Raw genomic sequence first — 19,931 nt, 5'->3', positions numbered from 1 at the left:
CTAAGAGTCGGTCGGATTGGGTGCTGCCAGCGTGGCCGAGTAGGTGTCTACGGCGTGCCAGCGATCATTGCTGTCCAGTAGTGGTGGATCATTGATGATCCTCCTGCAGGATAGGAGTCGCGTGTGTGCGGTCAGGTCAATATCCGTGAGGTCGTGGAGGTGCTTGTAAGCCTCGGCGGCATCATCGAGCGGGGTGTTGTGGTCGCGGGGTGCGCCACGGAACGCGAGACTAAAGCGAAGGTTTGGGTTGGAGTCGGACACGCTCTCATCAATGATGATGTTGAAGATGGTGAGGGCGCGGTCTGGGTTATCCTCCAGCCGGTACGCAAACACCGCCGGTACACCATTCACCTCACGCTGGTTTACACCGGGTCGGGCGCATACCCCACAGTCAGCGAGGTACTCGGCGATGTCGTAGACCACGGTCTGCCGGTACGAGGCCCGCCGCGTATTGTCTTGATGAAACTCGGCCATTGGGTTTAGATTCCTCCCTTGATGTGGTTCCGGATTACCTGCGCAACCCTGTCCGCATTCTCATTCTTCGCTGTCTCCAAATATTTGGCTTGCCCGGCCCTCGGGTGATTCCAGCCGGTCTCCTCATGCTGACGGCGGATGTACGGCAGTCCCCCATACCGGACACCACCTGCCACCTCACTACCGGATGATTGGGCGGGTATTGTGCTGGCGGATTGGCGGAGGTTACCCGTCTCGCCCAGCGGGGTGAGTGGTACGGCTGCGGCCTCCACTACCTGCGCCGCCGAAGTAACACCGCGCTGCGCCCCGGCTTGAATCTGCTTCTTTACCGCGTCGCCTTTCCAGCGGAGAGTCATACGATCGTCACCTCCACGTGGTCGGGGGTGAGGCCTGTGCCGGAGTAGGCGCGGCGTGCGCTCACCACTTTGCGTTGGGGTTTCGCCCCGAAATCATCCGGCAGGGTGAGCACATCCCCCGGCTCGGGTAGCGGCCCGTCCACATCCCAGTTGATGGTACCGGCGGCTAATACCTCTTCCCCGTGCTGATTAAGGGCGCGGTGCGATTCCATGTTGATGGATGCTTTCACCGTCTCCCCCGGCTTGAATGTGGTGCCACGCATGGTGCGGATTTCCTCCCCCTGTAACTGAACCTCATGCCGGAACCAGAGGTCACGGAGCGTATCACTGGTTTTGCTGCGCCTGCTCATGCTTACACCGCCAGCCATGGTTTGCCGGAGAGGAGGCCCGCATCATCCAGAATCAACTGCGCCCCCAACGCCAGACCACCATTGAGGAGCAGCGACCGAGCCTCGGTGGCCTCTGAATAGTCCAGCGTAATGGAAGAGCCGTTGTTAGTGGAGGAGGATACGATAGCCTCCGCTGTAGCGCCGCCGGTCTCCAACTCGTCAAGGAGGTCAGCATCCACCCACGCTTGAATCTGCGCACTCGTCGCGTATTTAAACGCGTCCACCACGAACTGGTTAGTAGGCATCCCGGCCTCGTCCACCTCATAGATAGCGCCGCGTGTTGCCCGCCGCATGAGGATGGAAGCGTAATTAATGAGACGGTCGAGGCGGGCATCCTCCAGCTCCTCATAGAGGTCAGTGTCGGCATCGTTGAGGAGTTCTGTTCTGTCAATGTAGTTCATCTGTAGCCGCATAAGCGGGCCTCCCAAAAGATTATTGTCATCTAGATACAAGAAAAGCGAGGAGGGGGAAATAATCACCTATACGCGCCACGCCACTGTCTGGTGGCGTCACCTAACGGCACGTGATGATTATCTCTCCCTCCCCGCCAAACTCACAGAGGAAAGTCAGTGCACCGGCCCTACTGGACTCCAGCCAGCAGCACCCCTCACCCCTGCGGCGATAGCAGGCTCAAACAAGCCTTACATCTCGGCGTCGACGGCAGTACCACCGCCACCACCAAGGGTGCCTTCCTTCACGTCCGCATCGAGGGTGACAACACCCTTCGGGCGAACCACGGCAGCACCGGACACCATAAGGCCACGCACGATGTCGCCGAAACGATCCGGGTCACGGAATGCTTCCAGTGTGCGGAGCTGGGAGGCGTACGCCAGGGCGCCCTGAACACCAGCAATAATGGTTTCCTTACCCGCGGTGGTTGGCGCATTGACGGACTGGTAAATGTTCAAGCCCAGCTGCGGCAGGGTGGAGATGAGGCCGTTGCGGGCCACGATGTCGGTACCGGCGGCGTGAGCCTGGGTTACACGACGGTCAGCCAGAAGCGCGGAGCCAAAGTTCGGGCCGACAACAACCCAGCGTGGGGAGGTCGGTGCGGACACCTTATTCAGCTCCAGCGCCATGCGGCGGAGAGCGTCCCACGCGGTGATCTGGTTGTCGTTCGGGCGGTAGAAGTCGGCACCATCGAAGATGGGGACGGTGTTCAGCTTCTTGCCCGCACCCTCCTTGAGCTTCTTCGCAATGTCGGTGTCCACCTCGTTAGCCATTGCGGAGCCATGCTCACTAGTGGCGGCGTTACGGAAGTCACCTGCGGCCTGGATAGCGTCCACGTCGTTGACGCGGAAGCCGTAGTAGCGCTCGGTATCCATCACCAGCTTAACGTCGGTGGTTTCAACATCGTCGTACTCCAGGTCTTGAGTACGGTCGTGCTCCTTGATGTTGGCGGAGCCGATGGTGTTGATGTGGACGGTATCGCCGGAGTTCTGCAGCATGGCCTGGAAGCGAGTGTCGGCGATTTCCGGCTGCGCGTAGATGAGGGACTTCTGGTAGGGGACTTCCAGGCTTGGTGCCCAGAGCTTAGGAATGAAATTCTCAACGGACATTGATTATGTCTCCTAGTTCTTGTAGAGGTGTTCCAGCTTGCCCTGCTTAGTCAACTCGAAGATTTCCTCGGCGCTCATGTCGTCGAGGTCGTCAACGGTGTACTTTTTCGGGCCGCTGTTATCGGTCGGATTAGACGTGTTACCGGAGGATACGGGTGCCGCCTGGGCGCGTAGCTTCGGGTTAGCGTCTACCGTCTCCTGAACGAGTTTCTCCACCTGGGAGGTGTAGTTTTCGGCGGACGGGTCGAGGTTCGCAAGCGCGTTGGAACCTCGCAGGTACGGGATGATGAGGGCAGGGTCACCCTTAGCCTTGGAGACCGCCGCATTCAGTGCGGTGGTCTCACGGAGCTGCCGGTTCTCCTGCTCTTGGGCTTCCAATTTCTCCTTGTAGGAGTTGATGACTTCCTCCGGGGTTGCTTCCTCCTCAACGCCGGAGAGTTTTGCCAGGAAGCCGCGCATTTCCTCAAACTTGGAGTTGAGTTCAGAGTACTTGCTGGATAGTTCCGCGTTCTTCTTCTCCTCATCACGGAGGCTGGTGCGGCGTGCAGCGGCCTCATTACGCAGCTTGCGGAGTTCCTTTTCCACATCGAAGTCGCCCTGGTCAGACTTACTGCCCTGGGTGTCGTTTTCTTCGGCGTGTGGGGTGGTGTCCTCGGCCTGCACCTCCTGGGTGTTGGTCGTGTCCTCCCCCGTGGTGTCCGCCTGCTGGTCTGAGGTCGTGTTGGTTGCCTGTTCATCGGCCATTGTGATGAGTCCTCCCGTAACTGTGCTTGTGAGTTCGTCGTGGACGGCTCCTGTCCGCTCCACGATTGGGAGTATGCCCCGGGTGTGTGTGCGGTCAGTTCGTGCGGAGTTGCTCGCGGTGGTAGAAGCGTGAGAGGAACGAGTACGAATTAACGTGTTCGCGCTGCGCCGCCTGCCAGTCCTTTACCTTCCGCTTAGCGAGGGCCGCTTCACTAGGGGTGAGGGCGACGGCTTCACGCTTCCTCCACCGGCGGATGGTGCGCTCAATCTGCCGTTGCCGTTGTGTAGCCTCGTATTGGCGTTTATTCTCCTCCGGTGTGGTCTCTGGCGCTTCGGGGGTTTTATCGCCCGGGATGTACGCCACATCACGATGCTTACAGTTAACGTGGTGATATCCGGCGGCGATAGCGTCACGGAGGGTTGCCTTAACCGTCACAGTGACGTTACGACCCGTGCCTGGGTCTACCATCACACGAGGCCCCGCCGGGCCACTAATCGCCAGCAGCTCATTCTGAAACGGGAAACACTGCGGAGCCGACGCCGGGTGCCATGAAGCACGCACCAACTCCACCCCCGTCTCCTCATAGCCTCGCAAGTGCCCCTTCTGCCGAACATTGTTCCGCATCGTCCGCACCGCCATATCCGCGTACACGTCGATACTCCACCGGCGGCCTCCCCTATCTACAAACCCGGTTATTCCCTTATCGGCAAACCGGTTGAGTGCTACCTGTAGGGCGCGGGGATGATCCATCCCCTCCACCGTGGCGGCCTTGACGGTAGCCATCATGACTTGCCGGTACACGTCCCTAATCTCGCGGGCCACCATCACGTGCTGTGAGCGGAGCGCCGCCGCCGTCTCCGACGAGATACCACGCCACACGTCAGGCCGAACGCCCCCCGCCTGTAGCTCCGCACCGACTTCCTCATACACGGCACGTATCGCCGCATCATACTCATCGGCGGCAACCCGCCCGGCCTGCGACTCAACCAAACCCCCGACACGGTTCAGCTGCTTCGCAACCGTATCCAAAAGGATATTCAGCTGGCGTTGCCGCGCCTGCGGGGTATCCGCCTCCAACGCTTTACTAATCGCATCACGCAAAGCGAGGAGTAGCACCAGCTCAACATCCTCATACATGCCGACGAGGCGGCGCGCCCCAGCATCCCCATCATTAGGCGTCGTCACCAGCATCACCCGTGCTAAATGGTGCGTCGCCCGCCTCCAAGGTTAGGGGGTCGAATGCGTTCCGCGCTCGTTCGTCAGCGCGGATAGCTGCTACTTCATCTTCCACCTGGTCGGGCGTCCACTCCGGGTGCTGCTTTCGCACCGCGGTGGCGAGGGACATAATGCCCGCCGAGTAGGAGGAGGCGGCGGCGTTAATCAGCTCATTATCATTCACCTCAACCTGGTCAGGTAGGGCCACCAGCACGGGTTGGGTTGGCGGTGCGTAACCGTTGAGGTCGGCATCCAGCTGTAGGTATGCGGTGAGCATGGCGGAGAGGTGCGCCCGCTCCATACGCGACTTGGTAGCGGCGGTGGCCCGCGTCCGCTTCGTGCGTGCTTTCGTCTCCGTCGCCGTCATATCCCCCGATGCTTGCGGATCCATATCCACCGTGAACGGGGACAATCCCAGGGCGGATACGGCCTTGCGGATATCCGAGTCAATCAGGGTGAGGTACTGCTCCACACGCATATCGAACTGGACTTGCTCGAAGATGGGCTTGTCCTCCGCAGTGACATTGGGCCTGGTCTTGAATACGTCGCGCATGAAGTCGAAGAACTCGCCCCGGCCCGGCCCTTCGGTGTCGAGGAGGTTTTCATCCACGAAGAGTCGCCCGCGTGCGGCCTCCACCTCATGCTGTAATTGTGACCAGTTGTGGTCAATATCCTCAAAGATTTGTGCGCCGCGTGACACGTCCGACGCGGAGTAATACCGGAGGAGTGGATGGTTCCGCCACCGGCGTTGCGGATGGTAGTTCGGCATCATGTGCGCCGTTGGGGCATCCGCCCCCGTCTTGAGGATAGTGCCGTCGGTAAGACCAATATCCATAAGATGCTTCGTAGCTTCATGCGCCTCGAAGTCCACGGGGCGGCCAACGTTATCCTCCGTACCCTCGTAGAGCTGGTACTCAATCTGCCCCGGGGTGTGCTCCTGGAAGAGACGGAACACCGTATCATCCTTACCCTCCGTAAAGGTGTCCCAGAAGAGGATGGAGGACTGACGCCCATTCTCGAACTGGCATATCGCATTATCAGCATCAATCCATTCAATCCACGGGTGCGGCTGCACTTTCTGGTTCCATACGACACGGCCGAATACCCACCCGAGGGAGCCAGCGCTGTACACCGCATTCCACCATTGGGCGGCGAACTCGTCGGAGGTTACGAGCCGGTCGAGTGCTTCCTTAGCCCGCGTATTGCCTTCATCCTCCGCCGCGAGTTCAGCCTGCGGTGGCTTGCCCGCCATGTAATCAGCGAGGGCGGTGGTTAGCTCCTCCGCCACCGGCAGGTGGTGCGTGATGAGGTGCGACTTGCCTTTATCGCTTGTGGGCCTGCCGAGGAAAGCGCGGGAGGTTTTACCGACGATGCCGCCGTTGAATTGGCTGCGGTGCTGGTATGGCTGCGGCCCGTACTGGCGGGAACGCCGCTGGTTAATGACTTCGAGTTGGCCGTTGAGGATGGCGTCATCGCGGCGGATGGAATCTAGGGCGGGTTCGTAGTCTTTTGGCGGCCAGGGGCTCTTCGGTTCGGGCATGCTCATGCGGGTTTCTGTCTCCCAAAATTAGGTTGATTTCAGGGCGTGCGCTGGGGTTTCTTTTGGGCATTATCCGCCGATGAGGGTTGCGGTCGGAACCCCCGGGTTAGGCGCGGGCCAACCAACCCCTACCGCAGCTGCCATCCTCCGCCCCAGATGCAGGAAACGACGGAATACCCATTTTTGTGCGCCACGGGGCCTTAACCGACCCGGGCATACAGCACTCACACCACTGAACAGTAACCCCACGGCGGGGTGAGGTAGTGGGCTTCTTCGGGGCATCTCAATCAGGCGACAACCCACTCCCCTACTCACCCAAGTCTCACCCCTAACCAACAAGGGGCCACTATGGGGATAGTGTGAACGCCGCATCTACTCCGGCCGGTAGCCAGGGATAATCACCCCCGAGGCGCGGGTATAGGCAGCTTGCGGCCACAACACAACCACGTTAAAAGACCAACGGCAGGTTCTATTGGTGGCCCGCGATTCACATCATCGCACCCGTGGGGTTGCGGTCATTCCGCATGCTTCCCACGTGGCGGAGCCAGAAATGTCGGGAAGAGAACACGGCATACCGGGCGGCGTCCACATGGTCGTCATTTTCTTTAACGGGCGCATCCTTACCGCCCTCCGTAGCTCGCGGATCCCACCGGTAGGCCGGTATCTCCTCAATCAGGCGGGGGCATTCCTCCGCCACTGTAAGCACCCCGTTAGTGAGCAAAGAGTCCACGGTGCGGATGCCATCCACGACCTTATTTTTCGCGGCGGCGACCGTATGGCGACGGCGCTGGAGTTCCTCTTTGAATGAGGCGGCGGCGGGGTCGAGGTAGATGGCCCTCGGCTGGTTCGGCAGGCGGCTCAACCATTCCTCCAAACTGTCGGCCAGTTCCATGTCGGTGAGGCGCGTACGCCCACCGAGGCCGTTGGTTTGGGGTGACCATTCATGCGTGAGCTGTAACCCCTCATCGGTCATCGAGAGGGCGTAGCCCGCGGTGGGGTGGTTCGTGCCGTAGTCCACCCCCACAGCCAAGACCGTGCCCTCCTGCCGTGGGGTGACCATCGTATCCGGATTCCACGCCTCAAACACGGCACCCTCGGCGGAGACCCACTCACCTTGAATCATGCGGCGGTAGAAGAGGCCACTGTAGGAGGCGCGCATACGCTGCCGGTATTCACTCGTCAGGCCCGGGTTATCCTCCATCGTGAAGAGCTGCGCATAAGTATCCGTCTCCCCGGGCTTATCAATGAAGTCGCGTTTGAGGTAGTGCGCCGGGGTGGCCGGGTTGGTAGTGGCGAACACGCGTGGAGGTTTCGGATTACCGGTGGCGCGCATACGCGACCAAATCATCTCCCACACATTCTGCGGGCATAAGGTGAGCTCGTCGTAGAAGAGGAGCTGGAACGTGCCACCACGGATGCGGCCCTCCGCACCCTTATCATTCACACCGATAACGAGGACTTCCCGCCCGAATATCTTCGCGGTCGGGTTACGCCGCGTGTAATGGATGTACGGCGCTGCGGTAGCAAACACCGGCTCCGTCATCAGGGGGAGGAAGATGTTCTGGTACACCGTGTCGAGGGTTTTCCCAGCGATGACGATAGCGCCGGAGGTACCCGCTTCTTTAATCTCCCCCAGCATGAGCATGAGCCACGCGAGGGTTTTGCCAGACGATACGCTCCCGTACCACACGTTGAGGGAGTGGGTGGACTTCCCGATAGCTTCAATCTGCTTTCGGGAGAGTCGGAAGTTATGCGAGGTCTTCGTCGTCACAGTCTGCGACCTCCGCCTCCGCTGCAATGGTCTGCCTAATGTTGGTGATCATGGAAGAGAATTCTTCACCTCCGGTGACCTCCACATCAAGTTTGATGGCGCCCTCCACACCCCACAAGGCGGCGAGCTTCGTGTTCACGTCGATGATGAGGCGGGCGGCCTTAATGTCCCCGTCGAGTGCCTTCTTCCAGTAGGCGGCGTGGAGGCGGTTGTACCGGCGGTCGAGCTTAGCAAATACGGTTCGGGCCGCATCTGGCTTCGCCTCATCCATTGCCTTGTCGTAGTCAAGGCGGGCCTGGGTCTTGCTGATGCCGAGCTGTTTGCCGATGACTTCAAAGGTGGCTCCGCCGTCGTGGAGGGTGACGACTTTGGCGGCTCGTTCGGCGCGTTCTTTTGTCATTCCTCTGCGTGGTGGCATGTGCGGGAGTCTCCTTTTTTGTGCGGGTTGGGCAGTGGTATTGGGGGAAGCTGTTTAGGTTGCGCTCTTGTCGCCTTGCCAGATGCGTTGTAGTCCACCGTGGCGGGGTTTGTGTGCGGCTTGGTGGTAGCCGATTGGTCGTATCACTCCTCGTTTCCGCCAGGCGATTAGGAGGCCTCCCCAGGCGTTGTTGTGCTTGGGTGTGAGGCCGTCGGGAATGTGTTGGCGGATGGTGTCGGTGGTGAAGGGTTTGCCGGTTGCTGCGAGGTGTTTGATGGCTTTGTCGGCGTGGTGTGCCCAGTCCCCTCTTATGTGGGCTTCTTTCATGTAGGGGGCTTGGATTAGCTCTAGTTCTTCGGGGTTGTGTTGTTGCAGCGTCATGGTGGTGATTCTGCCGGTTGGGGTGGTGCGGTCAGATGCTGCTTATGAGTGGGTATTTAGGTTGATCCATTTTGGTTCGGGCGGCCATGAGACTGTGCGGTGCCAGCGTTGGCGTCCGGCGTAGGTTTTCCCGACTGCCAGGGCTTGTCTGTGTAGTGATTCCAGAGCCTGCTGTGCGTCTGAAATGGGTATTTCTGCCTGGGCTGCTATGACCGAAGCGGATAGCGCATCATGACGATTCCCCGGGAGCTCCTGCATTAGCGTGTCGCGTAGCCGTGAGCTACGGATAACATCCCCGAAGTAGGATTCCTCCCAGTCAGCGCGGCCCTTGTCTGCACCTGTGACCCCGCCGAGTGCGTGGACTCTCAGCCACCGTCGGTCAAGTGTGCCGCCATGCGACATGGCGTAGGCGGGGTGCACGGGAAGATTATGGCCTGCGAGGTAGGCGAAAATATCCGTTGCGGCCCACGTGCCAATAGGGCGGGCTGTGCGCTCTGTAGCATCACCGAATCGGTGCTGTACTAGTGTGCGGATGCGTGACTCTTCTGCCCTAATGCCGGTGATGTGGCGGGGGCCGAATCGCTTTTCAATGAGTCTCCACCCGATATCAGCGTCGTGTTTTGTGCGCTTCACTGTGGTGGTGTCCCACCAGCGGTTTGGTTGCGGTGGGAGCACTAGTTCGTGGTATTCGAGGTGCGGGTGCCGTTCTCGCATCATGTCACGCACCTGGGCGGTGCCGGGTAGTTCGTAGCCGTCGCTGACGAGGGAGACGATGGGGATATTCACACCTGCCCGCCCTGCGAGGTCTACTAGGACGGTGGAGTCTTTTCCCCAGGAGGTGGAGAGGTAGCAGTCGCCTGTGTCTGCGAATCTGCGGATCGCCTCAATGGCGTGTTCTGCTTTGGCTTCTGCCGCTGGGTATAGGCGGTGGTCGTAGCGCTCCAGGCTTTCCCACGCTTGGAGATCTTGTGGGGTGTGGCGGTCACTGCTGATTAGCATGGTTTCACCCACACAATCTCTGTCCGGGGGCTGCTGTTGGGGCCCATGCCGCGGGCTTGGGCGGCGAATTCGTGCCGCTCCCACCCGTCTAGTGCTTCGTCGTAGAGGCGTGACGCGTACCCGCTGATTACCACTTTGGCCTTGATGCTGGTGATGGTGGCTAGGAGTTCTTCGTGGTCTTCGGTGGTCATGTCGTAGGGGTATGAGGAGCCGGAGCGGGTGGATGGCAGGTAGGGCGGGTCGAGGTAGAGGAGGACGTTTTTGCCGCGCCCGTACATGGTGATTGCTTCCAGTGCGGGGCGGGAGTCAATGCTGACACTGTGGAGGCGTTGCGCTACGGGGAGGATGCGATCTGTGAATCGGTCTAGTTGGCGTGGAAGGTTAATCCCTTTGGGTTGGTAGTTGATGTAGCGTGCCCACATTCCGCCGTGTTCGGTGGTGCGGCTTACTCCTTGGGTGAGGATGGTGAGGGTGCGGCGTGCCTGTTCGATGGGGTCGTCTGTGTCTGGGAGGTCGCGTAGAGCTCCGTAGTATTCGATTGGTGAGTGTGGGGTGAGTGCGAGTTTGTCTGCGAGTTCTTGGGGGTGGTCGCGGATGATGCGCCACAGGTTGATGAGGTTTCGGTCACTGTCGTTGATCGTTTCAGCGACGGAGCGGGGTTTGGCAAGTAGGACTGAGAGGGAGCCTGCGTAGGGTTCTACGTAGTGGGTGTGGTCTGGTAGTAGGTTGACGATTTTGGGGGCGAGTCGTGATTTTGACCCTAGGTATGGGAAAGGTGGTTTTATGCGCATGGTGTTCTTTCGGTGGGGTGCCAGTAGGGTGCGCGGGTGCGCATCATGGTGCCGTGGGGGTTAGGTAGGGGGCGGTCTTGCCAGCCGTCTTCGGGGCCTGCGGTGATGTGCCAGCGGGTAATGTGGCCGTGGCCGTTGCGGTGCCGCGCCCCTAGGTGGGTGATGTGTGCGAGGAGTTGGCGGACGCGGGCCTCGTCTTCGACGTCGGCATTCCATTGGATGGTGTGGTGCCATGTGGCGGCGAGAATGACGTTGCGGGCTTTCATGGGGCCTAGGCCGGAGTGGTGCTCTTTGGCCTGGGTGTATGCGGCCATTGCCCCGGTGGGTGGGCGGCGGCGTATCTCCACACTGGTGTGGTGTACGGGATCGGTGTACGGGCGGGAGGTGCACCAGCCCCAGTAATCGCCGCGTTGCCAGGTGGCTAGTCCTAGGTCGAAGTCGTGGATATGGCTATCCGTGATGGTAGGAATGGTGTCTCCGTCGGCTTCGGCTTGCTGCCAAGCGGCCCAGGCCAGTGGCCCGTCGAGCATTCCCACCTCGCCTATTACTGGGGTGTCGAGGTGTGCGGTGATGGTGGCGTGCATGACTACTCCCCCAGCTCATTAAGGAGGTCGATGATGTCCTGCTTGTGGTCGGTGAGGTGCTGTGTCCATTCCTCTAGCTGGTCGGTGCGGTCACTCTGGTCGCGGAGTGTTCCGGCCCCGTAGCCTTGTGCGGTTTTTGCGCCGATGGTGACCTGGCCGTGTGGTGCCCAGAGTGCGAGAGCGGCATCAAGAATGGCGTGATGCATGGCGGTGGCTGCTGGGGTGAGGGAGATAGTGCCGTGTAGGCATGAGCCTGCTGCCAGTGTTTGGGTGTCCCAAATCATTTGCGCAGTGTCTACGTTATCCACTACCTCCAGGTAGCGGCCTGCTGGGCTGGTGGCTTGGTCGTGTCGGGTGCCGAATTCTTCGGTGCGGTATGCGGCGGCACGACGCGCACCTCGCAGGTGCTTGGGGAGTCGCCAGTCGTTTTCCTGGCAGACAAGGATGAGGTCACTGGCACGGAGGGTGCCGGTGATGATGTCCGACTTGGCGGCGTAGCCGAGCATGGACAACGCCGGGTAATGCTCTTCGACTCGGCGCATCATGTCGAGGTCGGTCTTGGCTCCGGTGGAGGATACGGCCCCGCCAGTCCACAGGAGATCGACGGTGCCCTTGCTCAGGGTGCCCGGCTCAATGTCGAGAGTGTGGGCGGTGTGCCATGCGAGGGCGTCACGTAGTGCATGACGAATACTGGCGGCGGAGAGGAATGGGACGCGGGAGACAGTGCCGTCTGGCTGTACCACGTCCTGGGTGCGCAGCAGGGAAGTGTTTCCTGCGGTGCCTGCACCGTGGTGGAACGGTGCGGTCAGGTCAATGGTCAGGTTGATGGTGGTCTGTGGGGTAGGGGTGATGGTGGTCATTAGAACGGAATCTCCTCAGTGGTCTTGGTGGTTTTGCGGGTCTTGTTCTCGACGGCTGCGAGAGCGACGATGTAGACGATGTTCTTGTCGACATGCGCGGACCAGGCTGGGTAGTCCTGGTCGATTACCTCAGCGGCCTTCTTGACGGTCTTGGCTACGGCGGTGCGCAGCGTCTCAATCTGGAGTTTGTGGGCTGCGGTGGTGATGGCCTGCCCCGCATTGTCACTACCGGCGGCGGCGGTTTGGATGGCGGTGGTGGCGCGCCCGCCCCAGAAATCAATACGGCTGGGGCCGTCGTCGGCGAGGGAGTCGCGGAGCGCAAAAATCAGGTCAATGGTGGCCTGGTCAAGCTGTTCAGGGGTTGGGGTAGTCATTCTCTTCCTCCATGATTGGTTTAGTGATGCACCACAGGGCCAGCTGGGTGATGGGTGCAGTGCGGTATGGGTCGAGCTGTAGGGAGTGGTGTCTCCACGCCTCCAGCTGCTCTGCGGTTTTGATGTAGGCAGGTGTGCCAGCAGTGATTGCATCGGCGGGGACTCCGAGGCGGCGTAGCGCCAGGACATGCCCGAAGACGTGCCGCCACTGGTCGGGCGTGGCAGTGATTGTGGTGTCTTCCATGCGTATCGTCCACTCCCCCGAGCCCATGTTGGTGCGTGCATAGGGCAGGACGTGCTTTTGGCCGGATACGGCGATGCACACCACCCACTCCCCTGCTGGTGGGTTCATGAGCGTGTCGATGACGGGCCGGGTGTTGCCCCGATTCGTCTGACACAGGCCGGGCACGTGCAGTGGTGCTTTCTCAGCACTGTCTGGCAAGGCTTCGCTTGGTGCGCATATCCATGTCCACATGCGGGGTGATTCTTTGCCCTTGCCTGAGCAGCACCACAGTGCTGGTGCCCCTACCCTGCCACTATGTGCATTCCAGAGGGACTGGTCGGTGAAGTTCTCCCCCAGGGCGCGTTTCGCGTCCGCTGTGGTATCTTCGCACTCTCCGGTGACGGAACATACGGCTGGCTGCTCTTTGAGTAGCTTGCCCTTCGCCCCGGTCACACGCGGTTTTCCTGCGGTTTCCCAAATGAGTTTTTGTGCACTAGTCATGCTGCCTCCTGCACGATGAGTAGGCCACATCCGTAGGCTTTCCCAGCTCCCACACCAGCGCGCTGAATGTCTGCGAGTGTGTCGCAGCAGGCTACGGTGCCGGTGCCGGTGAATATCACGCGCCGGTGGTAGATAGTCATCTCATGCCGCTGACCCCTAGCTACGGGCATCAGCGTGGCATCCACCTCATGGATATTGATTGCGGAATCCAGCTTTCGGTGCGCCCACGGCACCCAGTCCTCCTCACCGAGTGGGGTGCGCTTACCGCGCCTCCCCTTGCCCCGGCTCACACATACAGTGGGATTAGCGATCAGCGCCCACTGGACAGGCACACCAGTAATCGGGGTGATGGCCTCCACACTGTGGGTGCGGGTGATGACTCCGGGCATCACATCCGGCCAGTGGACAGGCTCATCGTGTTGTATGACGAGGGTGCGCCGGTCTGGTAGTGACCAGAGGAAATTCCCCTTAATGTCGTGCTTGAGTGTGCGGTGCAGTGCCTGCGAATCGTGAGCAAGCCTCTTGGTATTCCTGCTTAAAACGCAGGTAGTTAGTGTGGTCATTTGCTGCTTCCGATGCCTTTTCTCCGCGTTGGGTTGTGTGCGGCGGCCGATGCGGTTCCAGTTGATGGGGTCGATGGTGTCGCCGTACTCGGCATAATTCGGGGCGGTTGTGGTCATGGTATTACCTCCCAAGTGGTTGTGCGTTTCACCCTTCGAGTGCCCCGTGGTCTAGTAGGTGTTCTAGGGCTTCCTCCGCGGAGTCGAATGCCATGCTGTGCGCCAGCCATTGCTGCGCTAGGTGTGGCGGGAGTTGGAGGCGAACGGTAATGAAGTCCGCGTAGGGGGTATCCTGCGCTTCTTCTTCCGGTAGCTCTTCCACCGTGTTTAGGCCATCGAGGAGGGCATCTAGGTCTGCTTGCTCATACCCGGTGGCGTCGAGGTCTGGGAGCCAGTCGAGGAGGTCTACCAGGGCCTCGTTGTTGTAGTCCGCCTGATCGCTGGTTTTATTGTCTACGAGGACGATTTCAGCGGCCTGTGTCTCATCCACGTCGATGATGTAGCACGGAACCATCGTGTAAGGCTGGTCTTGAGCTGCGTCAGCGGCCTGCTTATTGAGTTCCCGCATAGCAGCAAGGGTGTGGTTCCCCGCGAGGACGGCCCATTCTTCCCCGGTTTGGGAGCCGGTGTTTACGAGTAGGGGTTTGAATAGGCCGTGCTGGTGGAGACTCTTTTTGATTGCGGGAATGTTGCCCTTGCGCGGGTTACGGGCGTAGTTGTGTAGCTGCTCAATCGGGAGGTGTTCGAGGGTGCCTTGGGGTGGTTGTGTGTCGCTCATACGGCTTAGTGTGCAGCGGCAGCCCAAGCGGTCAGTTGGCCGCTAGTTCTCGTTATCCATACTATCTAGCTCCGCCACCTTTATGGCATCTAAGCGCTTGGCTGCCGTTTTTCTGTCGCCTTTGACGAATACGAGGATGTCTTGGTGGACACGGGCAAGGGAGCGTCCTCCCTCGAACATTTTCTTAGCCCGAATAGCTCCCGTGCCGACGTTGTTGACTAGCACGGCGTCGTTGGCGAGGTGCCATCCGTCTGGCATCGCGTTCATCATGCACGCCTTCATGTCTCGGAGGTCACCCCTTTTATCACGAGCGGAGCCTACGACGAACGCTGCGAACCGGTTAGGGCGTAGGCACCGGTCTACTTCCTGCAGGGTGACGGCCATAGCGGCGTTGAAGTCCTCTGTGGACAGATTGGAGATGTCGGCTTCGTCGTCGGAATATTGTTCTAGGTCGTAGTAGGGAGGGCATCCGATTATGAAGTCGAATGATTCAGCCTGGTTATCTTGCATTGTTTTGGCGGAATCTCCATCAATCCATACTGGTTTGTCTACTCCGTGTGGCAGGTGTCCACGCTCTTTTATTCTGTCTGCTTGCTTTCGGTTCTCCACGCACTGCTCTGCGCGTAGCTCGTGCCCCTGATAATGACGGTTCAGCATGGCTCCCACGATTCCTCTTACGCTTCCGCCTGCCCACGGGTCGAGGGTATGGTCTCCGGGGTTACTGAACCAAAGATAAAGAACTTCACATAAGGCGGGGTCGAACACGCTGGTTCCCCTGCCTTCATTATACGGTTTTAATTGATCTTCATATTTTTCGAGTATTTCCTTATTAGTTAATTCACTATTAAGTGCCAATGCTTTGTTTTTAATTTCGTACCAGTTAATGAAATTACCTGACGGCGGAGCGTAAATTAATTGCCCAGCCCGCCCCTCCTGCGCAGCTACGCCTAATTTCAGCCATGACTTCTTGCGCTCTCGCCACTCACCTCGACGAGTATCAATAACCGTCGTGGGAACAACCAAAAATCGTTCCGCCAGAGTCAACGCGGCAGCCTCCGCGACCTCATCCAGAGAGTAATCCTCCTCATCACTCGCTAAATCTGCGCCACTACCATCAAGCTGCGTAAGCTCCTCCAAATCGTCGGCATCGTATCCTGTGCCGTCGAGGTCGCCATCCATCATGCTCAGGAGTTCCAGCAACTCATCATTATCGTATGAGCCAAGGTCGGCGGTGCGGTTATCGGCCAGGACGATGCGGGCGGCGCGCTCCGCATCCACATCAACCATCCATACCTCGACCTCCTGCCAGCGAGGATCGTCGGGGTTTTCTTCCGCTAGTTCCCGGATCGCTTTCACGGTGTGGTTACCGGCGAGAATCTCGTTTGGTTTATCGGTGTAGGTGCCCTTATTGACGATTACGGGGCGGAAGATACCGTTAGCGACGATGCTTCCTTTGATAGCTTGTACGTCGCCTCGGCGTGGGTTTTTGGCGTAATGGTTGAGCTGGAGGAGGGGGACGGTTTGGTGCTCCCCGATGTTGGCTGTGTTTTTGGCTGTCATGATGCGGCAGCGTAGGGCTTGTGTGGTGGCGGTCAGGCTGTGGTTGTGGTGGTGAGTGCTCCGGCCTTGTGGAGGTATTTGGCGAGGATGATGGAGGCCACTTCACTCACCGGCTGGCCCTCCCTCGCGGCGAGCCATTTGAGGTGCCGGAGTAGCGGCACTGGGCAGCGGAGGCCCCTATCCACGCCGCCGTCCCGCTTACCGGAGGCGAGGCGTAACTCCTCATTGCTGGTGGAGGTTCCGGCATACACGCCCCAGGCGAGGGCCTCGACAATGAGGGCGTTGGGGTAGATGCCGCGCTTCTCCGCCAAGGCCTGCGCGTCGGTGAGGAGGGTGGGGTGGAGCCATAGTGTGGTGGCGGTGACCTCACGGATAGCCGGATCATTACGGAGGCGGTTGTAGGCGTGGTGTTTCTTGTAAAGGTTCTCCAGCTCCGCCTTGGTGGCCTCTGCTGGTTTATGCATGTACCCGCCTTGTCCCCTGTAGGTGGCGGGTGATGATGTCGGTGACGAGTTGGGATTGGGTGATGCCACGCTCCTTAGCGAGGTCAATGATAGCCGTGGCGGCTGCTGCTGGGAGGCGCCAGGTGCGCTGGATAGAGACTTTACTGCTGGCGGGTGTTTGTCCCGTAAAGACTGGTGGGGGGTGGGTTTACGAGGCCTTGGAGGATGATGTCGGTGAATACGGCGGTGGCGGAGGTCTCGAAAAGTTCGGCCCGTTCGATTATGCGGCGTTCGAGGTGGCGGGGTGTGTGGTAGCAGACGAGGCGGGGTTTGAGGTCGGGGTCGGTGCGGAGTTCGAGGAGTGTGCGGTGCTTATCGAGGAGGGTGGCGGGGTTGGCGCTCATGCTGCTTCCTCCTCATTGTTTTCGGTGGCGATGTGGAGGAGGGTGGCGACGCATTGGCCGATGTCTGCTGGTTCGTTGAGTGCGTAGTAGTACTGGTTGTAGTGGGTATCAGCGCCCCAGGCTTCGCCGGTGGTGGCGTCGAGCTTGAAGTAGGTGTCCGGCCCGGTGTAGATGATTGGGCCGGTGCTTGTGGGGGCGGTGCGGAGGCCTGCGAAGGCCGCGAGGTTGGCTATGGATTGGGTGATGAGGGTATGCCTCATGGCGGGGTTTCCTTTCTGTGCTTGGGCCATTGCAGTGGCCGTGGTGCCCGTGGGGAGGCTTGAACTCCCCCGCCTGCCAGTCGGGCTGCTTCGTTTACTTGGCGGTTACGGTGATTGGGGTGTAGCCGGGATAATCCTCCGTGGTGGCTTTGCCTTCGGTGTGGAGCTTGCCCCATTCGAGTGCTTTCGCATGCTTGGAGGCGTGTTCTTCGCAGAAGTTGTAGTCGGTGAGGGTGGTGGCTTCTTTGGTGCAGTGGCTGTTCTGGCATTTCATGGTGTGGGTTTCCTTTGGTGTTGTGGTGGTTTAGAGGGCTGCGATTGCGGCGTTCATGGCTTCGTTTTGAAGTTCTGCGATTTGGCGGGCTGCGCGGTCTGCGCGTGCTTGGTGGTAGTTGTATTCTTCGCGGCTGGTGACATTGTTGCGCTCGGTGATGATGGTGTTGTATTCATTCTTCTTGTTGGTGATTTCCTGCTTGTAGTTCATGGTATTTCCTTTCGGTGTGGGGTTGCAGCCCCTTGCTCTCTTGCTTACATGATCTACTATACCCCACTATTTACGGATTGTAAAATCATAGGGTTATTGCAGGCCATTACCCGAAGAGCCAAACCCATTATCAGCCCGCGCCGACACCTCCAACGACTCCACACGCTCCAACTCGACCTGCGGCAGCTCCTCCACCACTAATTGCAGTACAAACTCCCCCGCATGAAACCACACCGGATCCCGCGACTCATTATGCAAGCTCGCCTTAATCGTCCCCGTGTAGCCCGCATCAATAATCCCCGTGCCATTCGATAGGCACACGTGCCGCTTCACCCCGACGGAGGAACGCACAAATAGCTTCCCCACGTATCCGGCGGGGATATTTACCCGCACCCCAGTATCGGCCACAGTATGTCCACCCATCGGCACTCGGGTGCGCTCAATGACGGCGAGGTCAAACCCGGCATCATCGGGGTGAGCGCGGCGCGGCTCCCGCGCCCCATCCTCCAGCATGAATGGAATCGTCAGCATCAAAAATATCCTTCCTATCGTAAAAATTGTTTACATTAGGCCCGTGCGAGCGCCGGGGCAGCCCGCCGGTATAACTCCCGCTCCCGCTCCTCCCTACCGGGTGGGCAGTCCTTGGGTGGGCACGGGAACCATAGCCCCGCTCGGACGAGGCCAATATTATTATTTTCCAGCACATCGGCGGCGCATTCAGCGAGCACCGGGCACCCCTCGCATAGCTCCTCCGCTATGCGGCTTTTCTCATCCCGGCGGATACTCCGGTCGCGATCCAGGTCGTACCGGTTGGGGTCATCATTCCGGCATTTGGCGCGGTTCCACCAGTTCTCTGGCTCGGTGCTGGTTTCAGGCTCAAACGGGGTGTTGCTCATAATGGGGTCTTATTCTGCGGCCTTGCGACGGTGCTTGCGGATGAGGTCAGCGGCGTGACGTGGCTGGGACATGTTCTTCGGGTTGTGCTTTGACTTGCTCATAGTGGTATCTCCTGCGGATGATTATGGGGTCTGGTGGGGTGCGGTTGGTGCGCGTGATTATGGGTTGGTGTTGCAGCTTGGTGTCTTAGAATTAGCTGTTTGCCAGTAGTGAGGAATGCGCGCCCCTCCCCCGCCGGTGGGTTACCCGGCTACGCTTTCCCATTCCTCTGGTGTGAGGTCGCCGGGGCCAAGGATTGGCTTGTCGTGGAGTTCGTAGTACTCCTCGAAGCTCGCACACAGCGGCTCGCACTCCGGCTTGATATACCAGTCTTTAGTCACGTGTGGGAGGCCCTGGCGGTCTGCCCACGAGGCTTCGACGAGTAGGGCGATTCCTTTTTTGGTGAGGTTATTTTTTACGCGAGTGTCAGCGATGAGTATAAGGTCTCCATCGTCGTTACGTTCGTTATTGATGGAGGCCCAGCCGAGTGCCATTTTTTGGGCGTGAGTGAGGGTGGCGGTTTTCATTCTCGGGGTTTCCTTTTCTGACTAATTTTTCGCTTGCAGGCGAGGGGTGGGGGTTATAGGGAGTTGTTGGCGACTACGTCCCAGAAGTCTTTGGTGTCGTCGATGTGGAAGCCGGTGGAGGTGGCGGTGATGAGTTCGTCTGCGATGGCGTCGATGTTGTGTTCGTTGGCCCATTCGCCGAGTGGTTCGATGATTTCGTACTGGATGGCGTCGTTCTTGGTGGTGTAGGTGGTCATTGTTTTGGCCTTTCTTTGTGCTCTCTTGCTTACATTTATCACTATACCCCACCGTTTACATTTTGTAAAATCACGTGTGTTCGTTAGGTAAAATAAGGTCCCGGCGGTGCCTCCGCTACCCATAAATCAACCCACAATTTCCCCTGCTTACCCCGCTCTGGAGGCCACAAAATGGGCTCCGGCTTCCCCATAAAATACGGAGTATCATCTTCCACGATCCCCAGCCCGGGAATACGCTTCGAGCCTCCCGCCAAAGCGTCCATAAGCGGCTTACTAGAGGCCGTCACATTATCCGTATCCCGCCGTCGCCTATCTGGCACGCGGTAATTCATCTGCACCAGCAGGTACCGCTTCCCCTCCGGCATCCGCAGCCCCCGCCCCAGTAGGTGCAGGGTCTCCTGAATCTCCCGCTTCGCAGCCGCACGCCCATACACCGCACCCCGCGAGGCGGGCGACGCATCATTCATCGATAGTGGAGGCTTAGACCACGGCAGCTCAATACGCTTCCAAAAAGTCAGATCCTCGGGGTACGTCATCACCATCGGCGGGTACTCAAGCATGGC

General features: G+C 59.3%; 30 protein-coding genes. All 30 read right to left on the bottom strand.

The features are described from left to right. The gene (locus HMPREF1261_RS02275; RefSeq protein ID WP_023029830.1) at positions 1 to 474 is read right to left on the bottom strand and encodes a minor capsid protein; all 474 of its coding nucleotides are present in this window, start codon (positions 472 to 474) and stop codon (positions 1 to 3) included. 5 nt (positions 475 to 479) lie between these two features. Then, positions 480 to 830, bottom strand: a complete 351-nt coding sequence (locus HMPREF1261_RS02270; RefSeq protein ID WP_023029829.1) for a hypothetical protein — start codon at positions 828 to 830, stop codon at positions 480 to 482. Then, positions 827 to 1,180 (bottom strand): hypothetical protein, encoded by a 354-nt coding sequence (locus HMPREF1261_RS02265; RefSeq protein WP_232207971.1) that lies wholly within the window; start codon positions 1,178 to 1,180, stop codon positions 827 to 829. Before HMPREF1261_RS02265 ends, HMPREF1261_RS02270 begins: the two co-directional genes overlap by 4 nt. Before the next feature lie 2 nt (positions 1,181 to 1,182). After that, positions 1,183 to 1,620 carry a hypothetical protein gene (locus HMPREF1261_RS02260; RefSeq protein WP_232207970.1) on the bottom strand — a complete coding sequence of 146 codons (438 nt, stop codon included), beginning with the start codon at positions 1,618 to 1,620 and terminating at the stop codon, positions 1,183 to 1,185. A gap of 240 nt (positions 1,621 to 1,860) precedes the next feature. Then, positions 1,861 to 2,778, bottom strand: coding sequence for a phage capsid protein (locus HMPREF1261_RS02255; protein WP_023029826.1), 918 nt, complete (start codon positions 2,776 to 2,778; stop codon positions 1,861 to 1,863). A gap of 12 nt (positions 2,779 to 2,790) precedes the next feature. Beyond that, positions 2,791 to 3,522 (bottom strand): hypothetical protein, encoded by a 732-nt coding sequence (locus tag HMPREF1261_RS02250; RefSeq protein ID WP_023029825.1) that lies wholly within the window; start codon positions 3,520 to 3,522, stop codon positions 2,791 to 2,793. A gap of 94 nt (positions 3,523 to 3,616) precedes the next feature. After that, positions 3,617 to 4,714: a phage minor capsid protein gene (locus tag HMPREF1261_RS02245; RefSeq protein ID WP_023029824.1), complete on the bottom strand. Its 1,098-nt coding sequence runs from the start codon at positions 4,712 to 4,714 to the stop codon at positions 3,617 to 3,619. Next, the gene (locus HMPREF1261_RS02240; protein ID WP_023029823.1) at positions 4,695 to 6,284 is read right to left on the bottom strand and encodes a phage portal protein; all 1,590 of its coding nucleotides are present in this window, start codon (positions 6,282 to 6,284) and stop codon (positions 4,695 to 4,697) included. The genes HMPREF1261_RS02245 and HMPREF1261_RS02240 overlap by 20 nt, the downstream gene beginning before the upstream one ends. 481 nt (positions 6,285 to 6,765) lie before the next feature. After that, positions 6,766 to 8,049: a PBSX family phage terminase large subunit gene (locus HMPREF1261_RS02235; protein ID WP_023029822.1), complete on the bottom strand. Its 1,284-nt coding sequence runs from the start codon at positions 8,047 to 8,049 to the stop codon at positions 6,766 to 6,768. Beyond that, positions 8,027 to 8,467, bottom strand: coding sequence for a hypothetical protein (locus HMPREF1261_RS02230; protein WP_023029821.1), 441 nt, complete (start codon positions 8,465 to 8,467; stop codon positions 8,027 to 8,029). Before HMPREF1261_RS02230 ends, HMPREF1261_RS02235 begins: the two co-directional genes overlap by 23 nt. Before the next feature lie 54 nt (positions 8,468 to 8,521). After that, a complete protein-coding gene (locus tag HMPREF1261_RS02225; protein WP_023029820.1) occupies positions 8,522 to 8,848 on the bottom strand; it encodes a hypothetical protein in 327 nt (108 codons plus the stop codon). 42 nt (positions 8,849 to 8,890) lie between these two features. After that, complete coding sequence (locus tag HMPREF1261_RS02220) at positions 8,891 to 9,847, bottom strand: phosphoadenosine phosphosulfate reductase family protein (RefSeq protein WP_023029819.1); 957 nt, start codon at positions 9,845 to 9,847, stop codon at positions 8,891 to 8,893. Further along, positions 9,841 to 10,638, bottom strand: coding sequence for a DNA adenine methylase (locus tag HMPREF1261_RS02215; protein WP_023029818.1), 798 nt, complete (start codon positions 10,636 to 10,638; stop codon positions 9,841 to 9,843). Before HMPREF1261_RS02215 ends, HMPREF1261_RS02220 begins: the two co-directional genes overlap by 7 nt. Further along, positions 10,629 to 11,222, bottom strand: a complete 594-nt coding sequence (locus HMPREF1261_RS02210) for a CRISPR type aferr-associated protein csf3 (protein WP_023029817.1) — start codon at positions 11,220 to 11,222, stop codon at positions 10,629 to 10,631. The genes HMPREF1261_RS02215 and HMPREF1261_RS02210 overlap by 10 nt, the downstream gene beginning before the upstream one ends. Before the next feature lie 2 nt (positions 11,223 to 11,224). Further along, positions 11,225 to 12,082 carry a hypothetical protein gene (locus HMPREF1261_RS02205; protein WP_023029816.1) on the bottom strand — a complete coding sequence of 286 codons (858 nt, stop codon included), beginning with the start codon at positions 12,080 to 12,082 and terminating at the stop codon, positions 11,225 to 11,227. Continuing rightward, positions 12,082 to 12,456, bottom strand: a complete 375-nt coding sequence (locus HMPREF1261_RS02200) for a hypothetical protein (RefSeq protein ID WP_023029815.1) — start codon at positions 12,454 to 12,456, stop codon at positions 12,082 to 12,084. The genes HMPREF1261_RS02205 and HMPREF1261_RS02200 overlap by 1 nt, the downstream gene beginning before the upstream one ends. Continuing rightward, complete coding sequence (locus HMPREF1261_RS02195) at positions 12,437 to 13,180, bottom strand: hypothetical protein (protein ID WP_023029814.1); 744 nt, start codon at positions 13,178 to 13,180, stop codon at positions 12,437 to 12,439. The genes HMPREF1261_RS02200 and HMPREF1261_RS02195 overlap by 20 nt, the downstream gene beginning before the upstream one ends. Beyond that, on the bottom strand, positions 13,177 to 13,860 hold the full coding sequence (locus HMPREF1261_RS02190; RefSeq protein ID WP_023029813.1) for a type I-E CRISPR-associated protein Cas6/Cse3/CasE: 684 nt from the start codon (positions 13,858 to 13,860) through the stop codon (positions 13,177 to 13,179). The genes HMPREF1261_RS02195 and HMPREF1261_RS02190 overlap by 4 nt, the downstream gene beginning before the upstream one ends. 28 nt (positions 13,861 to 13,888) lie before the next feature. After that, complete coding sequence (locus HMPREF1261_RS02185) at positions 13,889 to 14,518, bottom strand: ParB N-terminal domain-containing protein (protein ID WP_023029812.1); 630 nt, start codon at positions 14,516 to 14,518, stop codon at positions 13,889 to 13,891. A 42-nt stretch (positions 14,519 to 14,560) separates the two neighbouring features. Then, positions 14,561 to 16,078, bottom strand: a complete 1,518-nt coding sequence (locus HMPREF1261_RS12940; RefSeq protein WP_023029811.1) for a ParB N-terminal domain-containing protein — start codon at positions 16,076 to 16,078, stop codon at positions 14,561 to 14,563. A gap of 32 nt (positions 16,079 to 16,110) precedes the next feature. Beyond that, on the bottom strand, positions 16,111 to 16,542 hold the full coding sequence (locus HMPREF1261_RS02170) for a hypothetical protein (RefSeq protein ID WP_023029810.1): 432 nt from the start codon (positions 16,540 to 16,542) through the stop codon (positions 16,111 to 16,113). A 140-nt stretch (positions 16,543 to 16,682) separates the two neighbouring features. Further along, on the bottom strand, positions 16,683 to 16,925 hold the full coding sequence (locus HMPREF1261_RS02165; RefSeq protein ID WP_023029809.1) for a hypothetical protein: 243 nt from the start codon (positions 16,923 to 16,925) through the stop codon (positions 16,683 to 16,685). Then, complete coding sequence (locus tag HMPREF1261_RS02160; protein ID WP_023029808.1) at positions 16,922 to 17,185, bottom strand: hypothetical protein; 264 nt, start codon at positions 17,183 to 17,185, stop codon at positions 16,922 to 16,924. The genes HMPREF1261_RS02165 and HMPREF1261_RS02160 overlap by 4 nt, the downstream gene beginning before the upstream one ends. 94 nt (positions 17,186 to 17,279) lie before the next feature. Beyond that, the gene (locus tag HMPREF1261_RS02155; protein ID WP_023029807.1) at positions 17,280 to 17,459 is read right to left on the bottom strand and encodes a hypothetical protein; all 180 of its coding nucleotides are present in this window, start codon (positions 17,457 to 17,459) and stop codon (positions 17,280 to 17,282) included. Between the two features lie 30 nt (positions 17,460 to 17,489). Then, positions 17,490 to 17,669 (bottom strand): hypothetical protein, encoded by a 180-nt coding sequence (locus tag HMPREF1261_RS02150; protein WP_023029806.1) that lies wholly within the window; start codon positions 17,667 to 17,669, stop codon positions 17,490 to 17,492. Between the two features lie 93 nt (positions 17,670 to 17,762). Next, complete coding sequence (locus HMPREF1261_RS02145; RefSeq protein ID WP_023029805.1) at positions 17,763 to 18,200, bottom strand: dUTP diphosphatase; 438 nt, start codon at positions 18,198 to 18,200, stop codon at positions 17,763 to 17,765. A 35-nt stretch (positions 18,201 to 18,235) separates the two neighbouring features. Further along, on the bottom strand, positions 18,236 to 18,565 hold the full coding sequence (locus HMPREF1261_RS13205; RefSeq protein WP_023029804.1) for a WhiB family transcriptional regulator: 330 nt from the start codon (positions 18,563 to 18,565) through the stop codon (positions 18,236 to 18,238). Between the two features lie 243 nt (positions 18,566 to 18,808). After that, the gene (locus tag HMPREF1261_RS02135) at positions 18,809 to 19,132 is read right to left on the bottom strand and encodes a hypothetical protein (protein WP_023029803.1); all 324 of its coding nucleotides are present in this window, start codon (positions 19,130 to 19,132) and stop codon (positions 18,809 to 18,811) included. Positions 19,133 to 19,185: 53 nt separating this feature from the next. After that, positions 19,186 to 19,368: a hypothetical protein gene (locus HMPREF1261_RS02130; protein ID WP_023029802.1), complete on the bottom strand. Its 183-nt coding sequence runs from the start codon at positions 19,366 to 19,368 to the stop codon at positions 19,186 to 19,188. Between the two features lie 83 nt (positions 19,369 to 19,451). After that, positions 19,452 to 19,928, bottom strand: coding sequence for a hypothetical protein (locus tag HMPREF1261_RS02125; protein WP_023029801.1), 477 nt, complete (start codon positions 19,926 to 19,928; stop codon positions 19,452 to 19,454). Positions 19,929 to 19,931: the final 3 nt, after the last annotated feature.

The sequence above is a fragment of the Corynebacterium sp. KPL1818 genome, assembly GCF_000478135.1.
GTDB classification, from domain to species: Bacteria; Actinomycetota; Actinomycetes; order Mycobacteriales; family Mycobacteriaceae; genus Corynebacterium; species Corynebacterium accolens.
Note: the sequence above shows the minus strand (reverse complement) of the source record. Positions and strands in the feature narration are given on the sequence as shown.

Excerpts from the sequence above, each read along its gene's own strand:
- HMPREF1261_RS02125 (WP_023029801.1), bottom strand. The coding sequence starts at position 19,928 with ATGCTTGAGTACCCGCCGATGGTGATGACGTACCCCGAGGATCTGACT.
- HMPREF1261_RS02245 (WP_023029824.1), bottom strand. The coding sequence starts at position 4,714 with ATGCTGGTGACGACGCCTAATGATGGGGATGCTGGGGCGCGCCGCCTC.
- HMPREF1261_RS02200 (WP_023029815.1), bottom strand. The coding sequence starts at position 12,456 with ATGACTACCCCAACCCCTGAACAGCTTGACCAGGCCACCATTGACCTG.
- HMPREF1261_RS02135 (WP_023029803.1), bottom strand. The coding sequence starts at position 19,132 with ATGAAAACCGCCACCCTCACTCACGCCCAAAAAATGGCACTCGGCTGG.
- HMPREF1261_RS02160 (WP_023029808.1), bottom strand. The coding sequence starts at position 17,185 with ATGAGGCATACCCTCATCACCCAATCCATAGCCAACCTCGCGGCCTTC.
- HMPREF1261_RS02260 (WP_232207970.1), bottom strand. The coding sequence starts at position 1,620 with ATGAACTACATTGACAGAACAGAACTCCTCAACGATGCCGACACTGAC.
- HMPREF1261_RS02220 (WP_023029819.1), bottom strand. The coding sequence starts at position 9,847 with ATGCTAATCAGCAGTGACCGCCACACCCCACAAGATCTCCAAGCGTGG.
- HMPREF1261_RS02145 (WP_023029805.1), bottom strand. The coding sequence starts at position 18,200 with ATGCTGACGATTCCATTCATGCTGGAGGATGGGGCGCGGGAGCCGCGC.
- HMPREF1261_RS13205 (WP_023029804.1), bottom strand. The coding sequence starts at position 18,565 with ATGAGCAACACCCCGTTTGAGCCTGAAACCAGCACCGAGCCAGAGAAC.
- HMPREF1261_RS02255 (WP_023029826.1), bottom strand. The coding sequence starts at position 2,778 with ATGTCCGTTGAGAATTTCATTCCTAAGCTCTGGGCACCAAGCCTGGAA.
- HMPREF1261_RS02195 (WP_023029814.1), bottom strand. The coding sequence starts at position 13,180 with ATGACTAGTGCACAAAAACTCATTTGGGAAACCGCAGGAAAACCGCGT.
- HMPREF1261_RS02170 (WP_023029810.1), bottom strand. The coding sequence starts at position 16,542 with ATGCATAAACCAGCAGAGGCCACCAAGGCGGAGCTGGAGAACCTTTAC.
- HMPREF1261_RS02185 (WP_023029812.1), bottom strand. The coding sequence starts at position 14,518 with ATGAGCGACACACAACCACCCCAAGGCACCCTCGAACACCTCCCGATT.
- HMPREF1261_RS02210 (WP_023029817.1), bottom strand. The coding sequence starts at position 11,222 with ATGCACGCCACCATCACCGCACACCTCGACACCCCAGTAATAGGCGAG.
- HMPREF1261_RS02165 (WP_023029809.1), bottom strand. The coding sequence starts at position 16,925 with ATGAGCGCCAACCCCGCCACCCTCCTCGATAAGCACCGCACACTCCTC.
- HMPREF1261_RS02240 (WP_023029823.1), bottom strand. The coding sequence starts at position 6,284 with ATGAGCATGCCCGAACCGAAGAGCCCCTGGCCGCCAAAAGACTACGAA.
- HMPREF1261_RS02230 (WP_023029821.1), bottom strand. The coding sequence starts at position 8,467 with ATGCCACCACGCAGAGGAATGACAAAAGAACGCGCCGAACGAGCCGCC.
- HMPREF1261_RS02265 (WP_232207971.1), bottom strand. The coding sequence starts at position 1,180 with ATGAGCAGGCGCAGCAAAACCAGTGATACGCTCCGTGACCTCTGGTTC.
- HMPREF1261_RS02190 (WP_023029813.1), bottom strand. The coding sequence starts at position 13,860 with ATGACCACAACCGCCCCGAATTATGCCGAGTACGGCGACACCATCGAC.
- HMPREF1261_RS02275 (WP_023029830.1), bottom strand. The coding sequence starts at position 474 with ATGGCCGAGTTTCATCAAGACAATACGCGGCGGGCCTCGTACCGGCAG.
- HMPREF1261_RS02250 (WP_023029825.1), bottom strand. The coding sequence starts at position 3,522 with ATGGCCGATGAACAGGCAACCAACACGACCTCAGACCAGCAGGCGGAC.
- HMPREF1261_RS12940 (WP_023029811.1), bottom strand. The coding sequence starts at position 16,078 with ATGACAGCCAAAAACACAGCCAACATCGGGGAGCACCAAACCGTCCCC.
- HMPREF1261_RS02130 (WP_023029802.1), bottom strand. The coding sequence starts at position 19,368 with ATGACCACCTACACCACCAAGAACGACGCCATCCAGTACGAAATCATC.
- HMPREF1261_RS02150 (WP_023029806.1), bottom strand. The coding sequence starts at position 17,669 with ATGAACTACAAGCAGGAAATCACCAACAAGAAGAATGAATACAACACC.
- HMPREF1261_RS02270 (WP_023029829.1), bottom strand. The coding sequence starts at position 830 with ATGACTCTCCGCTGGAAAGGCGACGCGGTAAAGAAGCAGATTCAAGCC.
- HMPREF1261_RS02215 (WP_023029818.1), bottom strand. The coding sequence starts at position 10,638 with ATGCGCATAAAACCACCTTTCCCATACCTAGGGTCAAAATCACGACTC.
- HMPREF1261_RS02225 (WP_023029820.1), bottom strand. The coding sequence starts at position 8,848 with ATGACGCTGCAACAACACAACCCCGAAGAACTAGAGCTAATCCAAGCC.
- HMPREF1261_RS02205 (WP_023029816.1), bottom strand. The coding sequence starts at position 12,082 with ATGACCACCATCACCCCTACCCCACAGACCACCATCAACCTGACCATT.
- HMPREF1261_RS02155 (WP_023029807.1), bottom strand. The coding sequence starts at position 17,459 with ATGAAATGCCAGAACAGCCACTGCACCAAAGAAGCCACCACCCTCACC.